Genomic DNA, 19,055 nt, shown 5'->3' on the forward strand with positions numbered 1-19,055 from the left:
TATGCTTAATTCGCCCCGCGTTTGTGTTCAGGTGCAAAGTGTCTACATTGAGTCTCAGTCGATACCGGAAGAAGAGCGTTTCGTCTTCGCTTACACCATCACCATCCGCAATCTGGGGCGTTTTAATGTGCAACTCCTGCGCCGTTACTGGCTGATCACTAACAGTAACGGTCAGCAAACGGAAGTCCAGGGCGAAGGGGTTATTGGCGAACAACCATTGATCCTGCCCGGCAGTGAATTTCACTACACCAGCGGTGCTGTTCTCGAAACGCCGCTCGGTACCATGGAAGGCCATTATGAAATGGTCGCACAAGACGGTGAAATCTTCCGTGTGCCGGTTCCGGTCTTCCGCCTCGCCATCCCTACACTGATAAATTAATCCCCTATGTCGACATACCTTATTGGTGATGTTCACGGCTGCATCGATGAACTCAAGGCGCTATTGGCGCAGGTGGATTTTAATCCGCAAAATGATTGTCTCTGGCTGACTGGCGATTTAGTCGCCCGTGGTCCGTCATCCCTCGAGGTTCTGCGTTTTGTCAGCGGTTTGGGCGATTCTGTGCGCATGGTGCTTGGTAACCACGATCTGCATTTGCTGGCGGTTTTTGCGGGCATCAGCTTTAACAAACCGAAAGACCGTATTACGCCGCTGCTTGAGGCCGATGACGCCGATGAGTTGATCAACTGGTTGCGGCGTCAGCCGGTTCTGCAGGTCGATGAAGAGCTGAAACTGGTGATGGCCCATGCCGGAATTACCCCGCAGTGGGATCTGGAGACCGCACAGATGTGCGCCCGTGAAGTAGAAGCCGTGCTGCGCAGCGACACTTATCCGCTGTTCCTCGACGCGATGTACGGCGACATGCCAAACAACTGGCATCCGGAGCTCACAGGTCTGGCGCGCCTGCGTTTTAGCACCAATGCGTTTACCCGTATGCGTTACTGCTTCCCGAACGGGCAGCTGGATATGATCTGCAAAGACACGCCGGAAAACGCGCCGAAACCGCTCAAGCCGTGGTTTGATATTCCAGGGCCGTTGCAGGAAGCCGGATACAGGATTGCATTCGGTCACTGGGCGTCGCTGGAAGGCAAAGGTGCGCCGGAAGGGATTTATGCACTGGACACAGGTTGTTGCTGGGGTGGTGATATGACGATGCTGCGCTGGGAAGACAAAACCTATTTCACCGAACCTTCACACCGCCGTCCTGAAAAAGAGAAAGCCGTGGTTCCAAAAGCCGAATAATCAGGCTCTTACTGCGCGCTGAAAAACAAAAGGCACCTTCAAAGAGGTGCCTTTTTGCTGACTGCCGCCATTAAATCAGGCGCGGCGGTCAAGGATCTCGAAGCAGTAGCCGTGTGAGTTCTGCTCGTCAGCGTCGTGGAATTCACTGAAGGTGCTTTCCCAGTCATCCGGCTCATAGTCAGGGAAATGCGTGTCCCCTTCAACTTCGGCATCGATATGAGTCAGATATAAACGGTTGGCCTTCGGCAGGAACTGCTCATACACACGGCCTCCGCCCATCACCATCACTTCTTCCACACCACCGGCCGCTGCCAGTGCTGCATCAACAGACGTCACCCAGGTCACGCCTTCGTGCTCGCCGGGTTTAGAGCTGATGACAATATTCAGTCGGCCAGGTAAAGGGCGCCCTATCGACTCAAACGTTTTGCGACCCATGATGACGGGTTTATTGAGCGTATTACGCTTAAACCAGGCCAGATCACCGGGTAAATGCCAAGGCATAGCGTTTTCCATGCCAATAACGCGATCGGTCGCCAGTGCGGCGATCAGGCTAATAATCATTGTGAAACCCTGTGTAGATAAGGAATAAAACCGTGACCCGAAAAAAGAGCTGCCACTATACGGAAAGCCCTATCAGCCGTCGATAGGGAGACTCACGCTTTACAAAGATATAAGCGTACTCTTAACAGACTTACACACCGGGACGTTTGCGGTACAGCCACAGTCCCGGCAAAGATAATCCAATCGATAATGCGCCGACGATAAAACTGGCCTTCAGGAAATTGGTGACCATAGTAGACATCAGCGCCTCGCTGTAGCCAAGGTGTGAAATCTCCACCATCGAAATCATCGCCGTATACGCAGAAATGCCGGGGAACATGGGGATAACGGCCGCCACCGTGAAAACTTTAGGGTGCGCCAGCAGCCATCGCGACCAGTGGATCCCTATGATGCCAATCAGTATAGCCGCCAGCAGAGAAGCCCACTCAATGTTTATCCCGCCGTGCATCATCAGCATACGCGAGCCGTGCCCCAGCGCACCGAGCAGCGCACAATAGCGCAACGCCCGGGGCGGGACATTGAACACCATCGCAAAACCCAGTGCCGGTACGGCGGCCAGCAACATATCCTGAATCAGTGCCCACAAAAGACTCATGACCACCCCCGTAATCCCCACAACGCCATGGCCATTACTACACCGATGCAGGTCGCCAGCGTCAGCAGACTGGCCATCGCCCAGCGCGCCAGCCCGGTATTCACGTGGCCTTTGAACATGTCCGCCACCGCATTAATCAGTGGAAAGCCGGGCACCAACAGCAACACGCTGGCGGCCATCGCCACGTTTGACGTCAGATGGAAAAAGTCGAGACGCATGAGTAAACCGGAAATCGACGTCGCGACAAAAGCGGTGCAGCAAAAGTTGATCAGCGGGTTCATATGACGGATGGTCAGCGTCTGGCGTACCGCCATCGCCACGCCGCTGGCTAAAAATGTCACGCTGAACGCATCCCAGCCGCCGCCGTTGAGTTTGCTAAAGCAACCGCAGGACAGCGCCACCATTAGGATCATCAAACCCCGGGGATAGCGCAGCGGCTTAATGTGGCTCAGACGTTTCGCCACCAGCGTGCTGTCGAGCAGCTTATGCTCAGCCAGAATCACCGTATGCTGCACTTCAGTCACTACCTGCATGTTGATCCCGCGATCGACATTTTTGCGCGTCGACGTCAGGCAATAGCCACCGCACAGCGTGCTGAGCACCACGGCGTTAGCGGAGATCGAGCTTTCCACCCGATCCATACCCAGCGCGATACCCAGCCGCGCTGGCAGCTGTTCCACCAGCATGCTTTCTGCACCGTGCTGCAACAGCAGCAGCGCACATTCGATGCACAGCCGGGTGATTTCACGCTGATAGTGCGCCTGCGGACTTTCACGTTCCAGGTATTCAACGACAGGGTCTTGCATACCGTTACCGCCCGTAAAAAAAGCCAATAAGTGTGATACGCCGAAGTGAAGATTGACGTATCATGCGGCCTTATTTTGTTCTGAACATTGACGACGGTTACTTTCATGCTTGAAACCTCCCTTTTTGTTGCCAGTATCGCCTTTCTCGGCATGCTCTCTCCCGGCCCTGATTTCTTTCTGGTGATCAAAAATGCGGCCCGCTATCCTCGCATTGCGGCACTGATGACATCTTTCGGGGTGATTTGTGGCGTGATCACGCATATGTCTTACTGCGTCGCAGGTCTGGCTGTTGTTATTACCACCACGCCGTGGCTGTTTGATTTACTGAAATACGTCGGCGCGGCTTATCTGATTTGGGTGGGTATTCAGGCACTGTTTTCACGCAGCAACAGCAAGATGAATCTCGACGGACTTGAACCGCAGCAGGTGAAACTGCGCACGGCGTTTGTGCAGGGTTATCTGTGCAACTTGCTAAACCCGAAGGCGACGCTGTTTTTCCTGGCGATGTTTACTCAGGTCTTGCAGATAGATTCCAGCATCGGCGAAAAACTCTGGTATGCCTCGATCATCGTTGGCCTTTCCACGGTCTGGTGGCCTTCACTGGCTCTGCTCATTCAGAGCGCACCGGTGCGTCGCGGTCTGGCGAAAGCGCAGAAGATTATTGATAAACTGCTGGGCGGTGTGTTGATTGGTTTGGGCATTAAAGTGGCGCTCAGCTGATAACCTACAGCCATAAAAAAAGCCGGTGCATTTCGGGCACCGGCTTCTGGTTTCATCCTTCGTTAACTCTTCGCTTCAATCACTTCATTTTCCGGCGCTTTGCCGTCGATACTGCCACGCCAGCCCTGCTGTTGCTCCGAGGCCAGACGTTCCTGATCCTGCTCGATGGCCGCACTCAGCATGTCTTTCGCACGCTGCATACTGGCGATACGGAACTTGGTATCTTCGTAATTCGCGACCGTCGCTTCCAGCATTTTCAGGTTATAGCGACGGAACAGATCGGCTTTTTCGCGGGCTTCATAAGCATCCAGCCCCAGCGTTTCCAGCACTTCACGGCCAACGCGCAGAGAACCTTCGAACAGCTCACGCTCCGGCGCTTCGACGCCTAACTGACGCAACTGATACCAGTGATCGACATCTCGCGCACGGGCGATAATCTTCAGGTTCGGGAAATGCTCTTTTGCCAGCGCGGTCAGCTGCAGATTGGCTTCGACATCGTCGATGGCATTGATCAACACTTTGGCCTGCGCGGCACCGGCGGATTCCAGCAAATCCACGCGGGTGGCATCGCCGTAAAATACCTTGGTGCCAAACTTACGCAGCGTTTCGATATGGTCCGGATCGTGATCCAATACCACGGTATGCACGTTATTCGCCAGCAGCAAACGACCGGCAATCTGTCCGAAGCGGCCAAAGCCGGCAATGATCACCTGCGCGTTTTCATCATCGATAGTGTCCTGCGGACGATCGTCTTGCGGCGCATTACGTTCCATACGTGCAGCGAGAACCAGCAGCAGCGGTGTGACCGCCATCGACAACGCTACGGCCAACGTCAGCGCTTTCGCCCATTCCACCGGCAACACACCGGCAGTTTGCGCGGTGCTGAAAATCACGAAGGCGAACTCACTCCCCTGCCCGATGAGAATAGCAAACAGTCCGCGCTGTTTTTTCGGTACACCCAGCCACGGCGCCACCAGCCACAGCAAGGCAGCTTTCAGCGCCATAAAGCCGACCAGCAATGTGGCAATCAGCAACGGCTGATGGACCAGCGTCCCAAAGTCGATAGACATACCGACGCCGATAAAGAATAAGCCGAGCAACAAACCTTTAAACGGCTGAATATCGCTTTCCAGCGCGTGACGGTATTCGGAACTCGCCAGCAGAACCCCCGCCAGAAATGCGCCCATTGCCATCGACATGCCCGCCATTTCCAGCAGAATCCCGAAGCCGAACACCAGGAAAAGTGCCACGGCGCTGAACACTTCGCGCATCCCGGAACGGGCAACAAAATGCAGCAGCGGACGCGTGACATAGCGACCGAGCAGAACCACCAGCACCAGCGCACCGGCGACTTTCGCGGCAGACAGCCCAAAGCTCACCAGCGTGGTGGCTTCACCGGTACTCGCCAGCAAGGGGATCATGGCGACCAAAGGGATCGCCGCAATATCCTGGAACAGCAGAACGGCAAACGCGCTGCGACCAATTGGCGCTGCGGTCAGGCTGCGTTCACTCATCGCCTGCATGGCAATGGCGGTGGAAGACAGCGCCAGCGTCAGGCCGATCAGCATGGCGATTTTCCAGTCCAGGCCCAGGAAATAGCAGAAGGCACTGAGCACCGCACCACAGCCAACCATCTGAATACTGCCACCGCCAAAGACCGAGGCGCGCATGGTCCACAGACGTTTAGGATCCAGTTCAAGGCCGATGACAAACAACATCAGCACGACGCCAATTTCCGCAAAGGTGAGAATCGATTCGGCGTCCGAGACCAGCTTCAGTCCCCACGGGCCGATGATGCAGCCGGCGATGAGATAACCCAGAACTGAACCTAATCCGAGGCGAACCGCGATCGGCACAAATAACGCCGCCGACCCCAGATAAATCAGCCCTTCAATCATCAGATTATGGTTGTCCATTTTCGACCTCCGGCGCACAGCCTTCTTTCAGACTCAGGCATGCGGTTAAGCGCCTGCGGTACTCTTCGCCCGCCGCTTTCAGCGCGACTTCATCGCAGATAAACGTATTGTGCACCGCAAAGTAAGGCTGCCAGTGCATGCCGCAGTAGACCGCCGTCGCCTGTAAAGGCTGCGACAGCACGTCGAAATTCGGGTGATCGCCGAGTTCAAAATGATGCTCGTCACCGCCGGTGGTCACTGCCCAAAGACAATGTTTGCCGTTCAGCGCGTTGCCTTCGTGACCGTAAGCCCAGCCGTGCTCCAGCACTTTATCGACCCACAATTTCAGCAACGGCGGCAGGCTGTACCATTGGATAGGATGCTGGAACACCACCATATCGGCGCGTTCAACAGCTTTTTGTTCGGCATTCACATCAATGTTGAAGTCGGGGTAAAGATCGTACAGTGAACGAATTTCCACGTTCGGCAGGTCTTTTACCGCCGCGAGTAATCCCTGATTGGCCCGCGAATGGCGCGGATAAGGATGGGCGTAAATGATTAAAATCATGCAGGTCTCTTGTCTTATTTTATTTACTTCAGCATACGCAACTTTCGACATTGTGGTGAAAGTCGGATGGATAAAATGAAAAAGGCGCAGCTTTCGCCGCGCCTTTTGCTAACCGATTATGCCATTAGCCTTTGATTTTCGCGTGCATTTCCTGCACTGAAATCACCTGCTCAGTCGGGTCGGAAGACAGCGCCATCGCCGTGGCGAATCCGCCGTTCAGCGTGGTGTCGTAATGCACTTTGTATTGCAGTGCGCTGCGACGAATCAGCTTGGAATCTTCAATCGCCTGACGGCCCGCCGTGGTGTTGACAATGTACACATACTCACCGTTTTTAATACGGTCCTGAATGTGTGGACGGCCTTCATGCACCTTGTTGACCAGGCGCGGGTTTATCCCTGCTTCGCCCAGTACGACTGCGGTCCCGTGCGTCGCATCCAGCTCGAAGCCGCGTTTGAGCAGTTTCGCCGCCAAATCGACGACGCGACCTTTATCGCCTTCACGCACAGACAACAGCGCGCGTCCCGCTTTCTTCATGCCGGAGTTACTGCCGAGCTGCGCTTTGGCAAAGGCTTCAGCGAAGGTGCGTCCGACGCCCATGACTTCACCGGTAGAGCGCATTTCTGGCCCCAGAATCGGGTCAACGCCAGGGAATTTGTTGAACGGCAGAACCACTTCTTTCACGGAGTAGTAAGGCGGGATGACTTCTTCTGTGATGCCCTGCTGCGCCAGCGTCTGACCAGCCATTACGCGGGCAGCCACTTTCGCCAGCGGTACACCGGTCGCTTTAGAGACGAACGGCACAGTACGCGCGGCGCGCGGGTTGACTTCAATCAGATAAACTTCGTTATTCTTCACCGCGAACTGGACGTTCATCAGGCCACGAACGCTCAGCTCAAAGGCCAGTTTCTCAACCTGCTGGCGCATCACGTCCTGAATTTCTTTGCTCAGCGTGTAGCATGGCAGCGAACATGCGGAGTCACCGGAGTGCACGCCAGCCTGCTCTATATGCTCCATGATGCCGCCAATCAGTACGCGTTCGCCGTCGCAGATAGCATCGACGTCTACTTCGATCGCATCATCCAGGAAGCGATCCAGCAGAACCGGCGCGTCGTTGGAGACGCTGACGGCATTCTGGAAGTAACGGCGCAGATCGATTTCGTCATACACGATTTCCATCGCGCGGCCACCCAGAACATAAGACGGGCGCACCACCAGCGGATAACCCAGACCGCTGGCTTTCTCAACCGCCTGTTCGATGGTCGCTACGGTGGCGTTCGCCGGCTGTTTCAGGCCCAGACGGTGAACCGCCTGCTGGAAACGCTCACGGTCTTCGGCACGGTCAATCGCGTCCGGGCTGGTGCCGATAATTGGCACGCCAGCGGCTTCGAGTTCACGCGCCAGCTTCAGCGGAGTCTGGCCGCCGTACTGCACGATGACGCCTTTTGGCTTCTCGATGCGCACGATTTCCAGCACGTCTTCCAGGGTTACGGATTCGAAATACAGACGGTCTGAAGTGTCGTAATCGGTGGATACGGTTTCCGGGTTACAGTTCACCATGATGGTTTCGTAACCGTCTTCACGCAGCGCCAGTGAGGCATGTACGCAGCAGTAATCGAACTCAATGCCCTGACCGATACGGTTTGGACCACCGCCCAACACCATGATTTTTGGCTTGTCGTTAGTCGGGTTGGATTCGCACTCTTCTTCGTATGTGGAGTACATGTAGGCGGTATCGGTGGAGAATTCCGCCGCGCAGGTATCCACACGCTTGTAGACCGGATGCAGATTGTATTTGTGGCGCAGTTTGCGGACTTCACTTTCTGAAACGCCCACCAGGGTCGCCAGACGCAGGTCAGCAAAGCCTTTACGTTTAAGCATACGCAGATAATCATGCGTCAGTATATTGAAGCCGCCTTCGGCAACTTCGTTTTCCAGTTTCACCAGCTCTTCAATCTGCACCAAGAACCAGCGGTCAACGTTGGTCAGGTTGAAGATACCGTCCACGGACATCCCGGCGCGGAAGGCGTCAGCGATGTACCAGATACGCTCGGCACCGGCTTCTTTCAGTTCGCGACGGATTTTGGTCAGCGCTTCCGGATCATCCAGACTCACTTTCGGGTCGAAGCCGCTTGCACCAACTTCCAGACCGCGCAACGCTTTTTGCAGGGATTCCTGCTGTGTGCGACCGATTGCCATCACTTCGCCGACAGATTTCATCTGCGTGGTCAGACGGTCATTAGCACCGGCAAATTTTTCGAAGTTAAAGCGAGGAATTTTCGTCACAACATAGTCGATGGACGGTTCGAATGACGCAGGCGTTTTGCCGCCGGTGATGTCGTTCATCAGTTCATCGAGGGTATAACCTACCGCCAGTTTGGCCGCTACTTTCGCAATTGGGAAGCCAGTCGCTTTTGATGCCAGCGCGGAGGAGCGGGAGACGCGTGGGTTCATTTCGATAACAATCAGACGGCCATTTTTCGGGTTCACCGAGAACTGCACGTTGGAGCCACCGGTTTCAACGCCGATTTCACGCAGCACCGCCATCGAGGCGTTACGCATGATTTGATATTCTTTGTCGGTCAGGGTCTGCGCCGGTGCCACGGTGATGGAGTCACCGGTGTGGATGCCCATTGCATCGAAGTTTTCGATAGAGCAGACGATGATGCAGTTGTCGTTTTTATCACGCACCACTTCCATCTCGTACTCTTTCCAGCCAATCAGCGACTCATCAATCAGCAGCTCTTTGGTCGGGGAAAGATCCAGACCGCGTTCGCAAATCTCTTCAAACTCTTCGCGGTTATACGCGATACCGCCACCGGTGCCGCCCATGGTAAATGAAGGACGGATGATGCACGGGAAGCCGACGTCAGCGGCAACCGCCAGCGCTTCTTCCATTGTGTGGGCGATGCCCGAACGCGCCGTATCCAGACCGATTTTTTTCATCGCCACATCAAAACGGCGGCGGTCTTCAGCTTTATCAATGGCATCTGCGGTCGCGCCAATCATGGTCACGCCGAATTCTTCCAGCACGCCCTGACGTTCCAGTTCCAGCGCACAGTTCAGCGCGGTCTGGCCGCCCATGGTTGGCAGCACAGCGTCCGGGCGCTCTTTTTCGATGATTTTGCGTACCACTTCCCAGGTGATGGGCTCGATGTAAGTCGCATCGGCCATGTCCGGGTCAGTCATGATGGTCGCCGGGTTCGAGTTCACCAGAATGACGCGGTAACCTTCTTCGCGCAGCGCTTTACACGCCTGTGCACCCGAGTAGTCAAATTCACAAGCCTGGCCGATGACAATCGGGCCGGCGCCGAGGATCAGGATGCTTTTTATGTCTGTACGTTTTGGCATTTTTATTCGCTCCTGTTATTTGGCGTTGTTGTGAGAAGCGCGGAAAGCGTTAATCAGTTCGATGAAATGATCGAAAAGCGGCGCAGCATCGTGCGGGCCAGGGCTGGCTTCAGGGTGACCCTGGAAGCTGAATGCCGGTTTGTCCGTGCGGTGGATGCCCTGAACCGTATGGTCGAACAGCGATTTGTGGGTCACGCGCAGGTTCGCGGGCAGATTGTTTTCATCTACTGCGAAGCCGTGGTTTTGCGCGGTAATCATCACCACATTGTTGTCGATATCTTTAACCGGATGGTTACCGCCGTGGTGGCCCAGTTTCATTTTCAGCGTTTTTGCGCCGCTGGCTAATGCCAGTAACTGATGGCCGAGGCAGATACCGAAGACCGGAATTTCCGTTTCGAGGAACGTTTGGATGGCAGCGATGGCGTAATCGCAAGGCTCCGGGTCACCCGGGCCGTTGGACAGGAAGATGCCATCCGGATTAAGTTTCAGCACGTCAGCGGCAGGCGTTTGCGCCGGCACTACCGTCAGGCGGCAACCGCGATCTACCAGCATACGCAGGATGTTGCGTTTTGCGCCGTAGTCGTAAGCCACCACGTGGAAAGGCAGTTCCTCTTCTTTCTTCGCTTCCGGCAGCTCGCCTTCTAGCGTCCAGCTGCCTTGCTGCCAGCTGTAGGATTCTGCGGTGGTCACTTCTTTCGCCAGATCCATCCCTTTCAGCCCCGGGAACGCTTTGGCTTTTTGCAGCGCCAGTTCGGCATCCGGAGAATCGCCCGCGATAATGCAGCCGTTCTGTGCGCCTTTTTCACGTAACAGACGGGTCAGCTTGCGGGTATCAATGTCGGCGATGGCTACGATGTTGTTGCGCTTGAGGTAATCAGAAAGGTTTTCTTCACTGCGGTAGTTACTGGCAATAAGAGGTAAGTCGCGAATGACCAGGCCCTGAGCGTGTACTGCGGAAGATTCTGCGTCTGCGGCATTGGTGCCGACGTTACCGATATGGGGATAAGTGAGAGTGACAATCTGGCGGGAATAGGAAGGATCAGTGAGGATTTCTTGATAACCGGTCATCGACGTATTGAAGACCACTTCCCCCACTGCCGAACCTTCTGCCCCGATGGCCCGACCGTGGAATTGGGTTCCGTCTTCCAGAACCAATAGCGCTGACTTTATCAAAGCATCCTCCAAGAATAATAAATCACAATATTTGCATATTAATTCAGATAACCCGATCTAAATCAATGCAAAAATCGCTCCGGAAGCCAATTTTCGGCAAATTGGGCGCATTCTAATGAGGGCAGTTCGGTTTGTCTACCAAAAGCACCACTATTTCTCTATTTTTCGCACAACTCAGTGAAAAGGCTTCATCACAGCCACAAAAGCATAGCCTAAGTAAGCATAGTAACCGTTTGCGGAAGACGATGTCTGAAAAACAGTGATAAAAGTGGGTAGGGGTCAATGACGGAGAAAGGCTGAGTTTAAAAAACGCACAACTCGCATGTAAAAAACAACATAAACCAAAACAAATACAAGCGAGGATAAAATATTTTGATTAAGTCCGTATTTTTAAATAAAAAGAGAAGGGCAATCAAGGAACTGCCCTTTTATCAAAACATTATGACCAAAACAACCACATCACATCTAAATCATTTACTACAAATCTTCTAATCCAAGCACGTCACGCATGTCATAAAGACCCGACTTATGCGACGAAATCCACTTTCCGGCACGAACAGCGCCATTTGCGAAGGTCATGCGGCTGGAAGCCTTGTGGGTAATCTCCACCCGCTCTCCCATATCAGCAAACATCGCAGTATGTTCCCCTACGATATCGCCGGCACGGATAGTGGCAAAACCAATGCTTTTTGGATCGCGCTCGCCGGTATGTCCTTCACGGGCATACACCGCGCACTCCTTGAGGTCACGGCCCAGCGCACCGGCAATTGCTTCGCCCATCGCCAGGGCAGTGCCTGATGGTGCATCCACTTTGTGACGGTGGTGCGCTTCCACGATTTCGATATCGGTATAGTCGCCCATCACTTTGGCGGCTTTCTCTAAAAGTTTGAGGACGACGTTTACGCCCACGCTGAAGTTGGCGGCGAAAACCACAGGAATAACCTCAGAAGCCTGTTTAATCGCGGCCTTACCGGCATCATCGAAGCCCGTAGTGCCGATAATCATGCCTTTATGGTGTTTCTGACAAATTTCCAGATGTGCCAGCGTGCCTTCAGGGCGGGTGAAATCAATCAGCACATCGAAGTCATTCACGACGGTATTCAGGCAGTCATTCACTTTGACACCTGCATTTCCGATCCCCGCCAGTTCTCCGGCATCGGCACCGACAAGCGTAGAACCCGGACGCTCCAGTGCCGCGCCGAGCACTACGCCTTCGGCTTCAGAAACGGCCTGGATCAGCTGTCTGCCCATACGACCACCTGCGCCAACGATGGCCATGCGAATATCAGCGTTACTCATAAATACTCTCTTTATATAGGGGTTCTGCCGTAAAACAGAATCAGGTTAGCCACCCTGTTATCGGGTAGCCAGCAAAATTGCCTCATAATTAGAAAATTATGATACAGGCTGGTTAATATCAGTAAAAAGCATCTGATTTAAGGTTACCAACTTAAATGATTTGTGTTAACCAAACAGCCAAACTGGAACTAAGAGAGAAAAAGGCTGAAAAAATGCGCAAAAAGCCACTTCGCATAACGATTCACTTTTGTGAATAAACACCATCATGCACTAGCGTTCTTTAAAACTCTCATCCACTTTGGTCTGCAGCGGACTAAGGAGATAGTCGATGACTTTCCGTTTACCTGTTTTGATTTCAGCGCTGACATTCATGCCCGCGACCAGATTAATCCGCTTGCCTTCAACCAGCAGGTAATTTTTATCGAGCGAGACTATTGCGCTGAAAACTAATCCCAGCTTCTCATTTTCGATCGCATCAAAACTGACGCTGGTTACTTTACCCGTGATGTAACCGTAACGGGTATAAGGGAAAGATTCAATTTTGACGACAACATCCTGACCCACATTCACAAAACCAATATCTTTATTGGCGATCATCGTTTCAACTTCAATTTTATCGTCGAGAGGGACAATTGTCATGATTGCCTGCCCTTCCATAACGACGCCACCCAGCGTATGAAAAGCCATTTGCTGCACGGTTCCGTCAACCGGTGCCTTCAGGTTCATCAGCGACTGCCGCTGCTCCGCCTTTTCCAGTTGCCCGCGCAGTTGAGGAATTTGTTCATTAGCCTCACGAAGTGCGTCCAGCGTATCGCGGTGGAACGTTTGAATATTCAGGCGTTTTTCCTGTTCAGCCTGATGAATGCTTTCTTCAATTTGTTGCGTTTGATTGCGCAAACTTCTGAGATCATGCTCGTTCTGAATAGTCTTACTGTCCTGCTCAAAATACTCATGCTGAGAGAGATATTTCTTTTCAAGAAGCGCCTGATAATCTTTTGAACGTTGTAGTTCTATTTTTTTTATTTGCTCAAGTTTATGAACCTGATCCTGATTAGAACGCAACTCTGCTAAATGTTGGCTGAGAATCGCCTGTAACTTGTCATTCTCCGCCGACCATGCCTCGAATTGATTTCTCGCTAATTCCTCTGCGGCTATCACCTCGGGTTCTTTTAATGCCGCCAGTCTGGCTTCAGATTTATCAATTTTTATCACTCCGCCTTTCTCTATAACTTCCATCAGGGCATCGTTACGCAATTTTGTCAGCTGCGCCGCTTCCAAAGCACGCCTGGATTGCTCAGAGTCACTGTCAGAGCCAATTCCGCTTAGCTCAATAATTTTTTGCCCTGCACGGACATAATCCCCGTTCTTGACATAAATATTTTTAACAACTGAGGTTTCCAGCGATTGAATTTGTTTACTGTGCCCCGTAACAATTGTTTTTCCTTGTGTTACCGCCACAATATCAATCTTCCCAATCAGGGCCCACAGGAAAGCAATAATCGTAAAAAATATAATTGTCCGTGCAATATATTTAGGCGCGGCAGAAATCGGCGTCTCTGTAATTTCCAGGTTCGCAGGGAGAAATACCCGCTCATCGCCGTCACGCTTCGGCGGATCTAAGCGGGTTCGTAATTTCCAGATCTCTCGCCATACCCGATAATATTTACCGCATAATTCTTTTGATGCATGAATAAAAATTTTCATATTTATGATGAATAGAATTTTAATGTTTTAAAAAAATCACGCCGATTGAAGATCATGCAGGAAACGGTAATAACCATTTTCTATTTGCAACAGATCTTCGTGGGTTCCCTGTTCGACAATTTCGCCTTTATCCATGGCGATAATTCTTTGCGCGAAACGGACGGTCGAAAGACGGTGGGCAATAATAAGCACTGTACGCTGACGACAAATCGCCTGCATATTCTGCATAATCGCCCGTTCCGACTCATAGTCTAAAGCACTGGTCGCTTCGTCCAGTATTAAGATTTTTGGCTCCCCGACCAGCGCTCTTGCAATCGCCACCCGCTGCCGCTGCCCACCAGAAAGCCCCGCACCTTGCTCTCCGACCACGGTGTCATATCCTTGCGCCAGTTCCATAATAAACTCATGGGCACCCGCCAGTTTTGCAGCATTAATAATTCTCTCCAACGGCATACCGGGTTCGGATAGCGCGATATTTTCCCGCACGGTACGGTTTAATAAAACATTGTCCTGCAACACCACGCCTATCTGACGTCGTAACCACGCCGGGTCAGCCAGTGCTAAATCGTTCCCATCAACCAGCACCCTTCCGCGCCCGGGCACATATAAACGTTGCACCAGTTTTGTCAGCGTACTTTTCCCGGAACCTGAACGGCCTACGATGCCGATGACTTCATTCGCATTAATGGTCAGCGTCAGATCCCTTAATACTTCATAACCCTCCGGCCGATAGCGGAAATTTACCTGCTCAAAATCTATCTTTCCTGTGATTTCAGGTAAGGCTAAACGGCTGGCAGTTTGCTCCGTAGGCGTATTCAAAATATCCCCAAGCCGTGCCACTGAAATACCGACTTGCTGGAAATCCTGCCACAGTTGAGCGAGACGAATAACCGGCGCTGCCACCTGCCCGGCGAGCATATTAAAGGCGATCAGTTGCCCGACCGTTAAATCGCCACCAATCACCAACCGTGCGCCCAGCCACAGCGTTGATACCATGACCAGTTTTTGAATAAGCTGAACACCCTGCTGTCCGATGGTCGCCAGCCGGGTAACCTTCAGACCCGCATGAACATATGACGCCAACAGCTGATCCCAGTTACGCGTCATCTGAGGCTCAACCGCCATCGCTTTAATTGTGCCAACAGACGTCACCGACTCCACCAGAAATGACTGGCTGTCCGCATTGCGCGCAAACTTTTCGTTTAAACGGGCTCGCAATACCGGGCTGATGGTAGCGGACCAGATGGCATAACAAGGCAGCGAGATGAGCACAACCAGCGTCAGCCAGCCACTGTAGAACCACATCACGATGAGAAAGATGAATGAAAAGCAGAGATCCATTACCGAGGTGAGGGCCTGACCGGTGAGGAAATTACGTATTTGTTCCAGCTCACGCACACGGGCAACGGTATCGCCTACGCGCCGCTTTTCAAACCAGGCCAGCGGCAGGGAAAAGAGATGACGAAAGAGCCGGGCTCCAAGCTCGACGTCTATCCGGCTGGTAGTATGGGCAAAAATATACGTTCGCAGGCCGCCAAGCGTGACTTCAAATAATACGATGACTAAAAGCGCCACAGCGACCACGTCCAGCGTACTGAAACTGCGGTGCACCAGGACTTTATCCATCACTACCTGAAAAAACATCGGGGTTATCAGGGCAAAAAATTGAATAACGGCGGAGGCTGCCAGAACTTCTAACAAAATTTTACGGTATTTAATCACTGCTGGAATAAACCAGGTGAAATCGAATTTGGCCAGACTGACCAGTACCGATGCCCGGGATGTCACCAGCATCAGTTTACCGGTGTAGCGTTGTTCAAATTCCTCACGACACAGTACAACCGGATGACCTGCCGCAAAGTCCTGTATTAAATACTTATCATTATCCATATTAGCCAGAATAAAATGCTCGCCATCATCGCTCCACACCATTGCGGGTAAGCTGATCAAATGGAGGCGATCAATTTTTTTATTGATTAACTTTGCTTTCAGACCTATTGATTTTGCTGCTAATAACCACTGAGTAGAAGACAGAGAACCTGTTTCATCACTGAACTGGTGCTTGATATCCTCCAGATTGGCAGCTATGCCGTGATACTGAGCAAGAATAACCAATGCAGATAAAGAAAAATCAGGCTGAATTTTCGGCGCTGTGCTGAGTTCATTTTCATACGAAAACATATTAGTTTTTTTCATTCCCTATAAAATGGTTTGAAGCATCCCTGAAGCACTTTTTAAGTCAGCGTATTTAAAACTAAAACCCACTTCAAACTCAACATTTAACTGACTAATCCCCCGTGTATTTTTAATCTATAGTAATTTATATATGTATATGCATAAACCATACAAAACAATAATAAGTATGGTGACTAATTGAGAGATAAAAATTACAGAATCAAGAATAATGCACTCTGGCATTAATGATTTAATACATTTATATTTTAGATATACGTAATATATCCCAAAGACGCTATGGCACTTGCTATTAACTATTAAATCACATTTACAAGGTACTTCATCATGATGAACGCCAGAACAAAATCACTCTGTGCAGGTTTACTGCTTTCGTTTCTTCAACTCATGGTTTTGCAGCGGAAAAATCCAGAGATTCCACACTTTTCACAATAAAACCTGCATATTTAAAAGAGGAAATACTCACCTCCACTCCACAACCTAACGATAGTTTATCGTCGACTGAAAAAACTGGTTATTTAAGAAAAAACTTAGATTTAAGTAAGATAATTTTGAAGGTAGATGATCCTGATGATTATTTTTTGGAATTTTTCCAGAGAACGATAACAATAAAGCACTAACAATTAATAATGATATTATTAATGCTCTTTGGTAAAGTTACTGTGTTTGATCTCAAAAATAAAAAAGTAGTTTCCATTGTTGATTTAGAATCATAAGACAAGACGCTCGGAGGTTACATAAATAGAATCAATAGAGCTCTGTTTATATTGCATTTAACGAAAAACACACAATACCTATCTGCCTGGCTAATCTCGAAGCCATGACTATGGTGGTCAACGGTACCGAACCGAAGGAAAAGACAAACTCACCGGCTGGTCAGCATGGGATTTATTTACCAGCAGTGCCGGTAACGACACACTTTTCGGCGGTGCGGGCTCTGACACATACCTCTTTGCCAAAGGTCATCATCACGATGTTGTCACTGACAGCAAGCAAAACACAAGAGATGTTGATTCGACCCAATTCACCGATACCGGCGTTCAGGATCTTTGGTTCTCACGCAGCAATAGCCATTTAATGATCAGCGAAATAGGATCAAATGATTCTATGACGCTTGATAACTGGTTCTCTGGCTCTACCTCGCAAAACAAAGTCATCAGCGTCGCTGACAGGAAATCCCAGGAAGCTACTCAGCTACAGCAACTGGTTGATGCGATGGCGGTATTTACAGCCGGCCAAAGCGTCACGGCAATGCAACCCGACCAGATGAAGGCAAGTATGCAGATGCTCAACAGTTCAGATTACTGGTCACATTCTTAACTCAATAAGTTCCCCTGAGAGCATTGCTCAGGGGAACCCTTCTCACTCCCTCGCACGGCAGCCATCGCAGACAAATCCAGCAATTGCGCAGATTTTCGGATCTGAATCATTAATTTTTTATTATATGGCACCAAATCATATTGATTAAATCAATGAATATGATAATAAATAGCCAGCTAATTTTAACCGGCGAAATTTAATTTCTGACCGGTCGAAAATTAAGTAGCCTGAAGGTATGAGGCGCGTCTTCACCCTTACCAGATTGTTATGAGTGAGGGGAAAATACAAAAACACACACGGCCAATCTCACTGTTAGTGACTTAAAAACAGGTAGTTATTTCAAACTGTGGATTGGCACAGGGACTTATATGAACTTCAAATTAAACAAAGTCACGCAAGTGGCGACGGCTGGCCTGTTATTCGGTCTGGCCTCTTTTGCTTCACACGCAGAAATCACCCTGATCAAACAAGATCCACAACCTAACGATCCGTTGAGCCGTTTGAATTTCCAGATTGGCGGGAGTATTCGTCCACAGTGGAATATGGAAACCGGCGATAAAGACAAGGGTTCGTATAAAAATAATGGCTTCGACGGCGGCTCCCGCTTCCGTTTCTCCGCTGATTATTATCTGTTTGATGATATCAGTTGGGTCAGCTACTACGAACTGGGTGTGAACTTCCCTGCCCTGATGGGCTGGGACGATCACTACGCAGATGGTGCTCACAACACCACACGTCGTCAGCTGTACACTGGCCTGAAAAGCAAAACCTACGGTCAGCTGACCTATGGTCAGCAAAACAGCGTGTACTACGATGTGGTCGGTGCCAAAACCGATATCTGGGATTACGATATGCTCGGCCAGGCGCCAGGCAATGGTGTGAACGGCGATTACGACGGGTCTTACCGTTCACGTAAAATGCTGAAATACAAAAACACCTTCGGTTAGGCGGATGTTTACGCCTCTTACCTGTTCTCCGATAACGATTTGCTGACAGGCGACGGTCTGCGTTACAAACGTAAAGGCGGCGGCTCTGTGGGTGTGGACTACCACATCACAAAAGATCTGACATGGGGTACTGCGTATAACTATACCAACGCAGAAATGAAAAACCCTGGGCAGCACAGCTCCACGAATTACGACCAGAATATTGTCGGTACTGCGCTGAGCTGGAAACCGGGCAACTGGACAGCCTCTTTCGGTGGGGGTTATTACAACAACTTCCTGACCACCAAAAAGAAAACGGATAATAACTACTTCGCGGGCGACGCTTACGGTCTGGAATACTTCCTGGGCTACGCATTCCCAATCAATCAGTACGCAGTGAAAACCGTTCAGCCGTACTTCATGGGCGACCGTATGACTTACGTCACTGGCCGTAATTATCAGCGTATCGATAATGGTCTGGGTCTGTCTGTTCAGATGGATTACGGTTTCCGCGTCGATTACGAACACGTGTTTAGCTCCACCACCGATGACCGTGGTGACATGAACCTCGTTCGCCTGAGATACGATTTCTAAATCTTAAAAGCTCTAAGTTCAGGGGCTGGTTTACGTCTTATTAACGTACCGGCCCTTTATTTTTACACCTTTTCTCCTATCCCACGCGGGCAAAGCCGGACTAGACTGAATA

14 protein-coding genes and 2 pseudogenes are annotated in these 19,055 nt (G+C 51.0%); 6 read left to right on the top strand and 10 right to left on the bottom strand.

Translation table 11 applies throughout. The features are described 5' to 3' along the window. The first annotated feature begins 1 nt into the window (after position 1). Positions 2-379 carry a Co2+/Mg2+ efflux protein ApaG gene (gene apaG / locus I2123_RS20390; protein ID WP_112168227.1) on the top strand — a complete coding sequence of 126 codons (378 nt, stop codon included), beginning with the start codon at positions 2-4 and terminating at the stop codon, positions 377-379. A gap of 6 nt (positions 380-385) precedes the next feature. After that, the gene (gene apaH / locus I2123_RS20395; RefSeq protein ID WP_213051382.1) at positions 386-1,240 is read left to right on the top strand and encodes a bis(5'-nucleosyl)-tetraphosphatase (symmetrical) ApaH; all 855 of its coding nucleotides are present in this window, start codon (positions 386-388) and stop codon (positions 1,238-1,240) included. Positions 1,241-1,315: 75 nt separating this feature from the next. Here apaH and folA read toward each other — a convergent pair whose 3' ends face one another. From folA to I2123_RS20410, 3 genes are all read right to left on the bottom strand, one after another. Next, positions 1,316-1,801 (bottom strand): type 3 dihydrofolate reductase, encoded by a 486-nt coding sequence (gene folA / locus I2123_RS20400; RefSeq protein ID WP_112168225.1) that lies wholly within the window; start codon positions 1,799-1,801, stop codon positions 1,316-1,318. Between the two features lie 130 nt (positions 1,802-1,931). Then, the gene (locus I2123_RS20405; RefSeq protein ID WP_213051383.1) at positions 1,932-2,396 is read right to left on the bottom strand and encodes a threonine/serine exporter; all 465 of its coding nucleotides are present in this window, start codon (positions 2,394-2,396) and stop codon (positions 1,932-1,934) included. Continuing rightward, the gene (locus tag I2123_RS20410; protein WP_213051384.1) at positions 2,393-3,202 is read right to left on the bottom strand and encodes a threonine/serine exporter family protein; all 810 of its coding nucleotides are present in this window, start codon (positions 3,200-3,202) and stop codon (positions 2,393-2,395) included. Before I2123_RS20410 ends, I2123_RS20405 begins: the two co-directional genes overlap by 4 nt. A 105-nt stretch (positions 3,203-3,307) precedes the next feature. Between I2123_RS20410 and I2123_RS20415 the strand changes: the two genes are divergently transcribed. Beyond that, entirely contained in the window at positions 3,308-3,922 is a 615-nt protein-coding gene (locus tag I2123_RS20415; protein WP_213051385.1) for a LysE family translocator, read from the top strand. 62 nt (positions 3,923-3,984) lie between these two features. Here I2123_RS20415 and kefC read toward each other — a convergent pair whose 3' ends face one another. From kefC to I2123_RS20450, 7 genes are all read right to left on the bottom strand, one after another. Further along, positions 3,985-5,838 (bottom strand): glutathione-regulated potassium-efflux system protein KefC, encoded by a 1,854-nt coding sequence (gene kefC / locus I2123_RS20420; RefSeq protein ID WP_213051386.1) that lies wholly within the window; start codon positions 5,836-5,838, stop codon positions 3,985-3,987. After that, positions 5,825-6,385, bottom strand: a complete 561-nt coding sequence (kefF, locus tag I2123_RS20425) for a glutathione-regulated potassium-efflux system oxidoreductase KefF (protein WP_213051387.1) — start codon at positions 6,383-6,385, stop codon at positions 5,825-5,827. Before kefF ends, kefC begins: the two co-directional genes overlap by 14 nt. A gap of 124 nt (positions 6,386-6,509) precedes the next feature. Then, entirely contained in the window at positions 6,510-9,734 is a 3,225-nt protein-coding gene (gene carB / locus I2123_RS20430) for a carbamoyl-phosphate synthase large subunit (RefSeq protein ID WP_213051388.1), read from the bottom strand. Between the two features lie 15 nt (positions 9,735-9,749). Beyond that, the gene (gene carA, locus I2123_RS20435; RefSeq protein ID WP_213051389.1) at positions 9,750-10,907 is read right to left on the bottom strand and encodes a glutamine-hydrolyzing carbamoyl-phosphate synthase small subunit; all 1,158 of its coding nucleotides are present in this window, start codon (positions 10,905-10,907) and stop codon (positions 9,750-9,752) included. A 477-nt stretch (positions 10,908-11,384) separates the two neighbouring features. Next, positions 11,385-12,206, bottom strand: coding sequence for a 4-hydroxy-tetrahydrodipicolinate reductase (dapB, locus tag I2123_RS20440; RefSeq protein ID WP_213051390.1), 822 nt, complete (start codon positions 12,204-12,206; stop codon positions 11,385-11,387). A gap of 270 nt (positions 12,207-12,476) precedes the next feature. Further along, entirely contained in the window at positions 12,477-13,910 is a 1,434-nt protein-coding gene (locus I2123_RS20445; RefSeq protein WP_213051391.1) for an HlyD family type I secretion periplasmic adaptor subunit, read from the bottom strand. Positions 13,911-13,946: 36 nt separating this feature from the next. After that, on the bottom strand, positions 13,947-16,091 hold the full coding sequence (locus I2123_RS20450; protein ID WP_213052582.1) for a type I secretion system permease/ATPase: 2,145 nt from the start codon (positions 16,089-16,091) through the stop codon (positions 13,947-13,949). A gap of 903 nt (positions 16,092-16,994) precedes the next feature. Between I2123_RS20450 and I2123_RS25830 the strand changes: the two are divergent. The 3 genes and pseudogenes from I2123_RS25830 to I2123_RS20460 form a co-directional block, all read left to right on the top strand. Beyond that, a pseudogene (locus I2123_RS25830) lies at positions 16,995-17,048 on the top strand (hypothetical protein); the annotation flags it as partial. A gap of 162 nt (positions 17,049-17,210) precedes the next feature. Further along, positions 17,211-17,423: a hypothetical protein gene (locus tag I2123_RS25590; protein ID WP_244879862.1), complete on the top strand. Its 213-nt coding sequence runs from the start codon at positions 17,211-17,213 to the stop codon at positions 17,421-17,423. Positions 17,424-17,791: 368 nt separating this feature from the next. Further along, positions 17,792-18,943, top strand: a pseudogene (locus I2123_RS20460) (porin). The last annotated feature ends 112 nt before the right edge of the window (positions 18,944-19,055 follow it).

It is taken from the genome of Rahnella inusitata, from assembly GCF_018288855.1.
In the GTDB taxonomy this organism is placed as follows: Bacteria; Pseudomonadota; Gammaproteobacteria; order Enterobacterales; family Enterobacteriaceae; genus Rahnella; species Rahnella inusitata.

Excerpts from the sequence above, each read along its gene's own strand:
- kefC (WP_213051386.1), bottom strand. The coding sequence starts at position 5,838 with ATGGACAACCATAATCTGATGATTGAAGGGCTGATTTATCTGGGGTCG.
- I2123_RS20405 (WP_213051383.1), bottom strand. The coding sequence starts at position 2,396 with ATGAGTCTTTTGTGGGCACTGATTCAGGATATGTTGCTGGCCGCCGTA.
- I2123_RS20445 (WP_213051391.1), bottom strand. The coding sequence starts at position 13,910 with ATGAAAATTTTTATTCATGCATCAAAAGAATTATGCGGTAAATATTAT.
- apaH (WP_213051382.1), top strand. The coding sequence starts at position 386 with ATGTCGACATACCTTATTGGTGATGTTCACGGCTGCATCGATGAACTC.
- I2123_RS25590 (WP_244879862.1), top strand. The coding sequence starts at position 17,211 with ATGACGCTTGATAACTGGTTCTCTGGCTCTACCTCGCAAAACAAAGTC.
- folA (WP_112168225.1), bottom strand. The coding sequence starts at position 1,801 with ATGATTATTAGCCTGATCGCCGCACTGGCGACCGATCGCGTTATTGGC.
- dapB (WP_213051390.1), bottom strand. The coding sequence starts at position 12,206 with ATGAGTAACGCTGATATTCGCATGGCCATCGTTGGCGCAGGTGGTCGT.
- I2123_RS20415 (WP_213051385.1), top strand. The coding sequence starts at position 3,308 with ATGCTTGAAACCTCCCTTTTTGTTGCCAGTATCGCCTTTCTCGGCATG.
- I2123_RS20450 (WP_213052582.1), bottom strand. The coding sequence starts at position 16,091 with ATGTTTTCGTATGAAAATGAACTCAGCACAGCGCCGAAAATTCAGCCT.
- I2123_RS20410 (WP_213051384.1), bottom strand. The coding sequence starts at position 3,202 with ATGCAAGACCCTGTCGTTGAATACCTGGAACGTGAAAGTCCGCAGGCG.
- apaG (WP_112168227.1), top strand. The coding sequence starts at position 2 with ATGCTTAATTCGCCCCGCGTTTGTGTTCAGGTGCAAAGTGTCTACATT.
- carB (WP_213051388.1), bottom strand. The coding sequence starts at position 9,734 with ATGCCAAAACGTACAGACATAAAAAGCATCCTGATCCTCGGCGCCGGC.
- kefF (WP_213051387.1), bottom strand. The coding sequence starts at position 6,385 with ATGATTTTAATCATTTACGCCCATCCTTATCCGCGCCATTCGCGGGCC.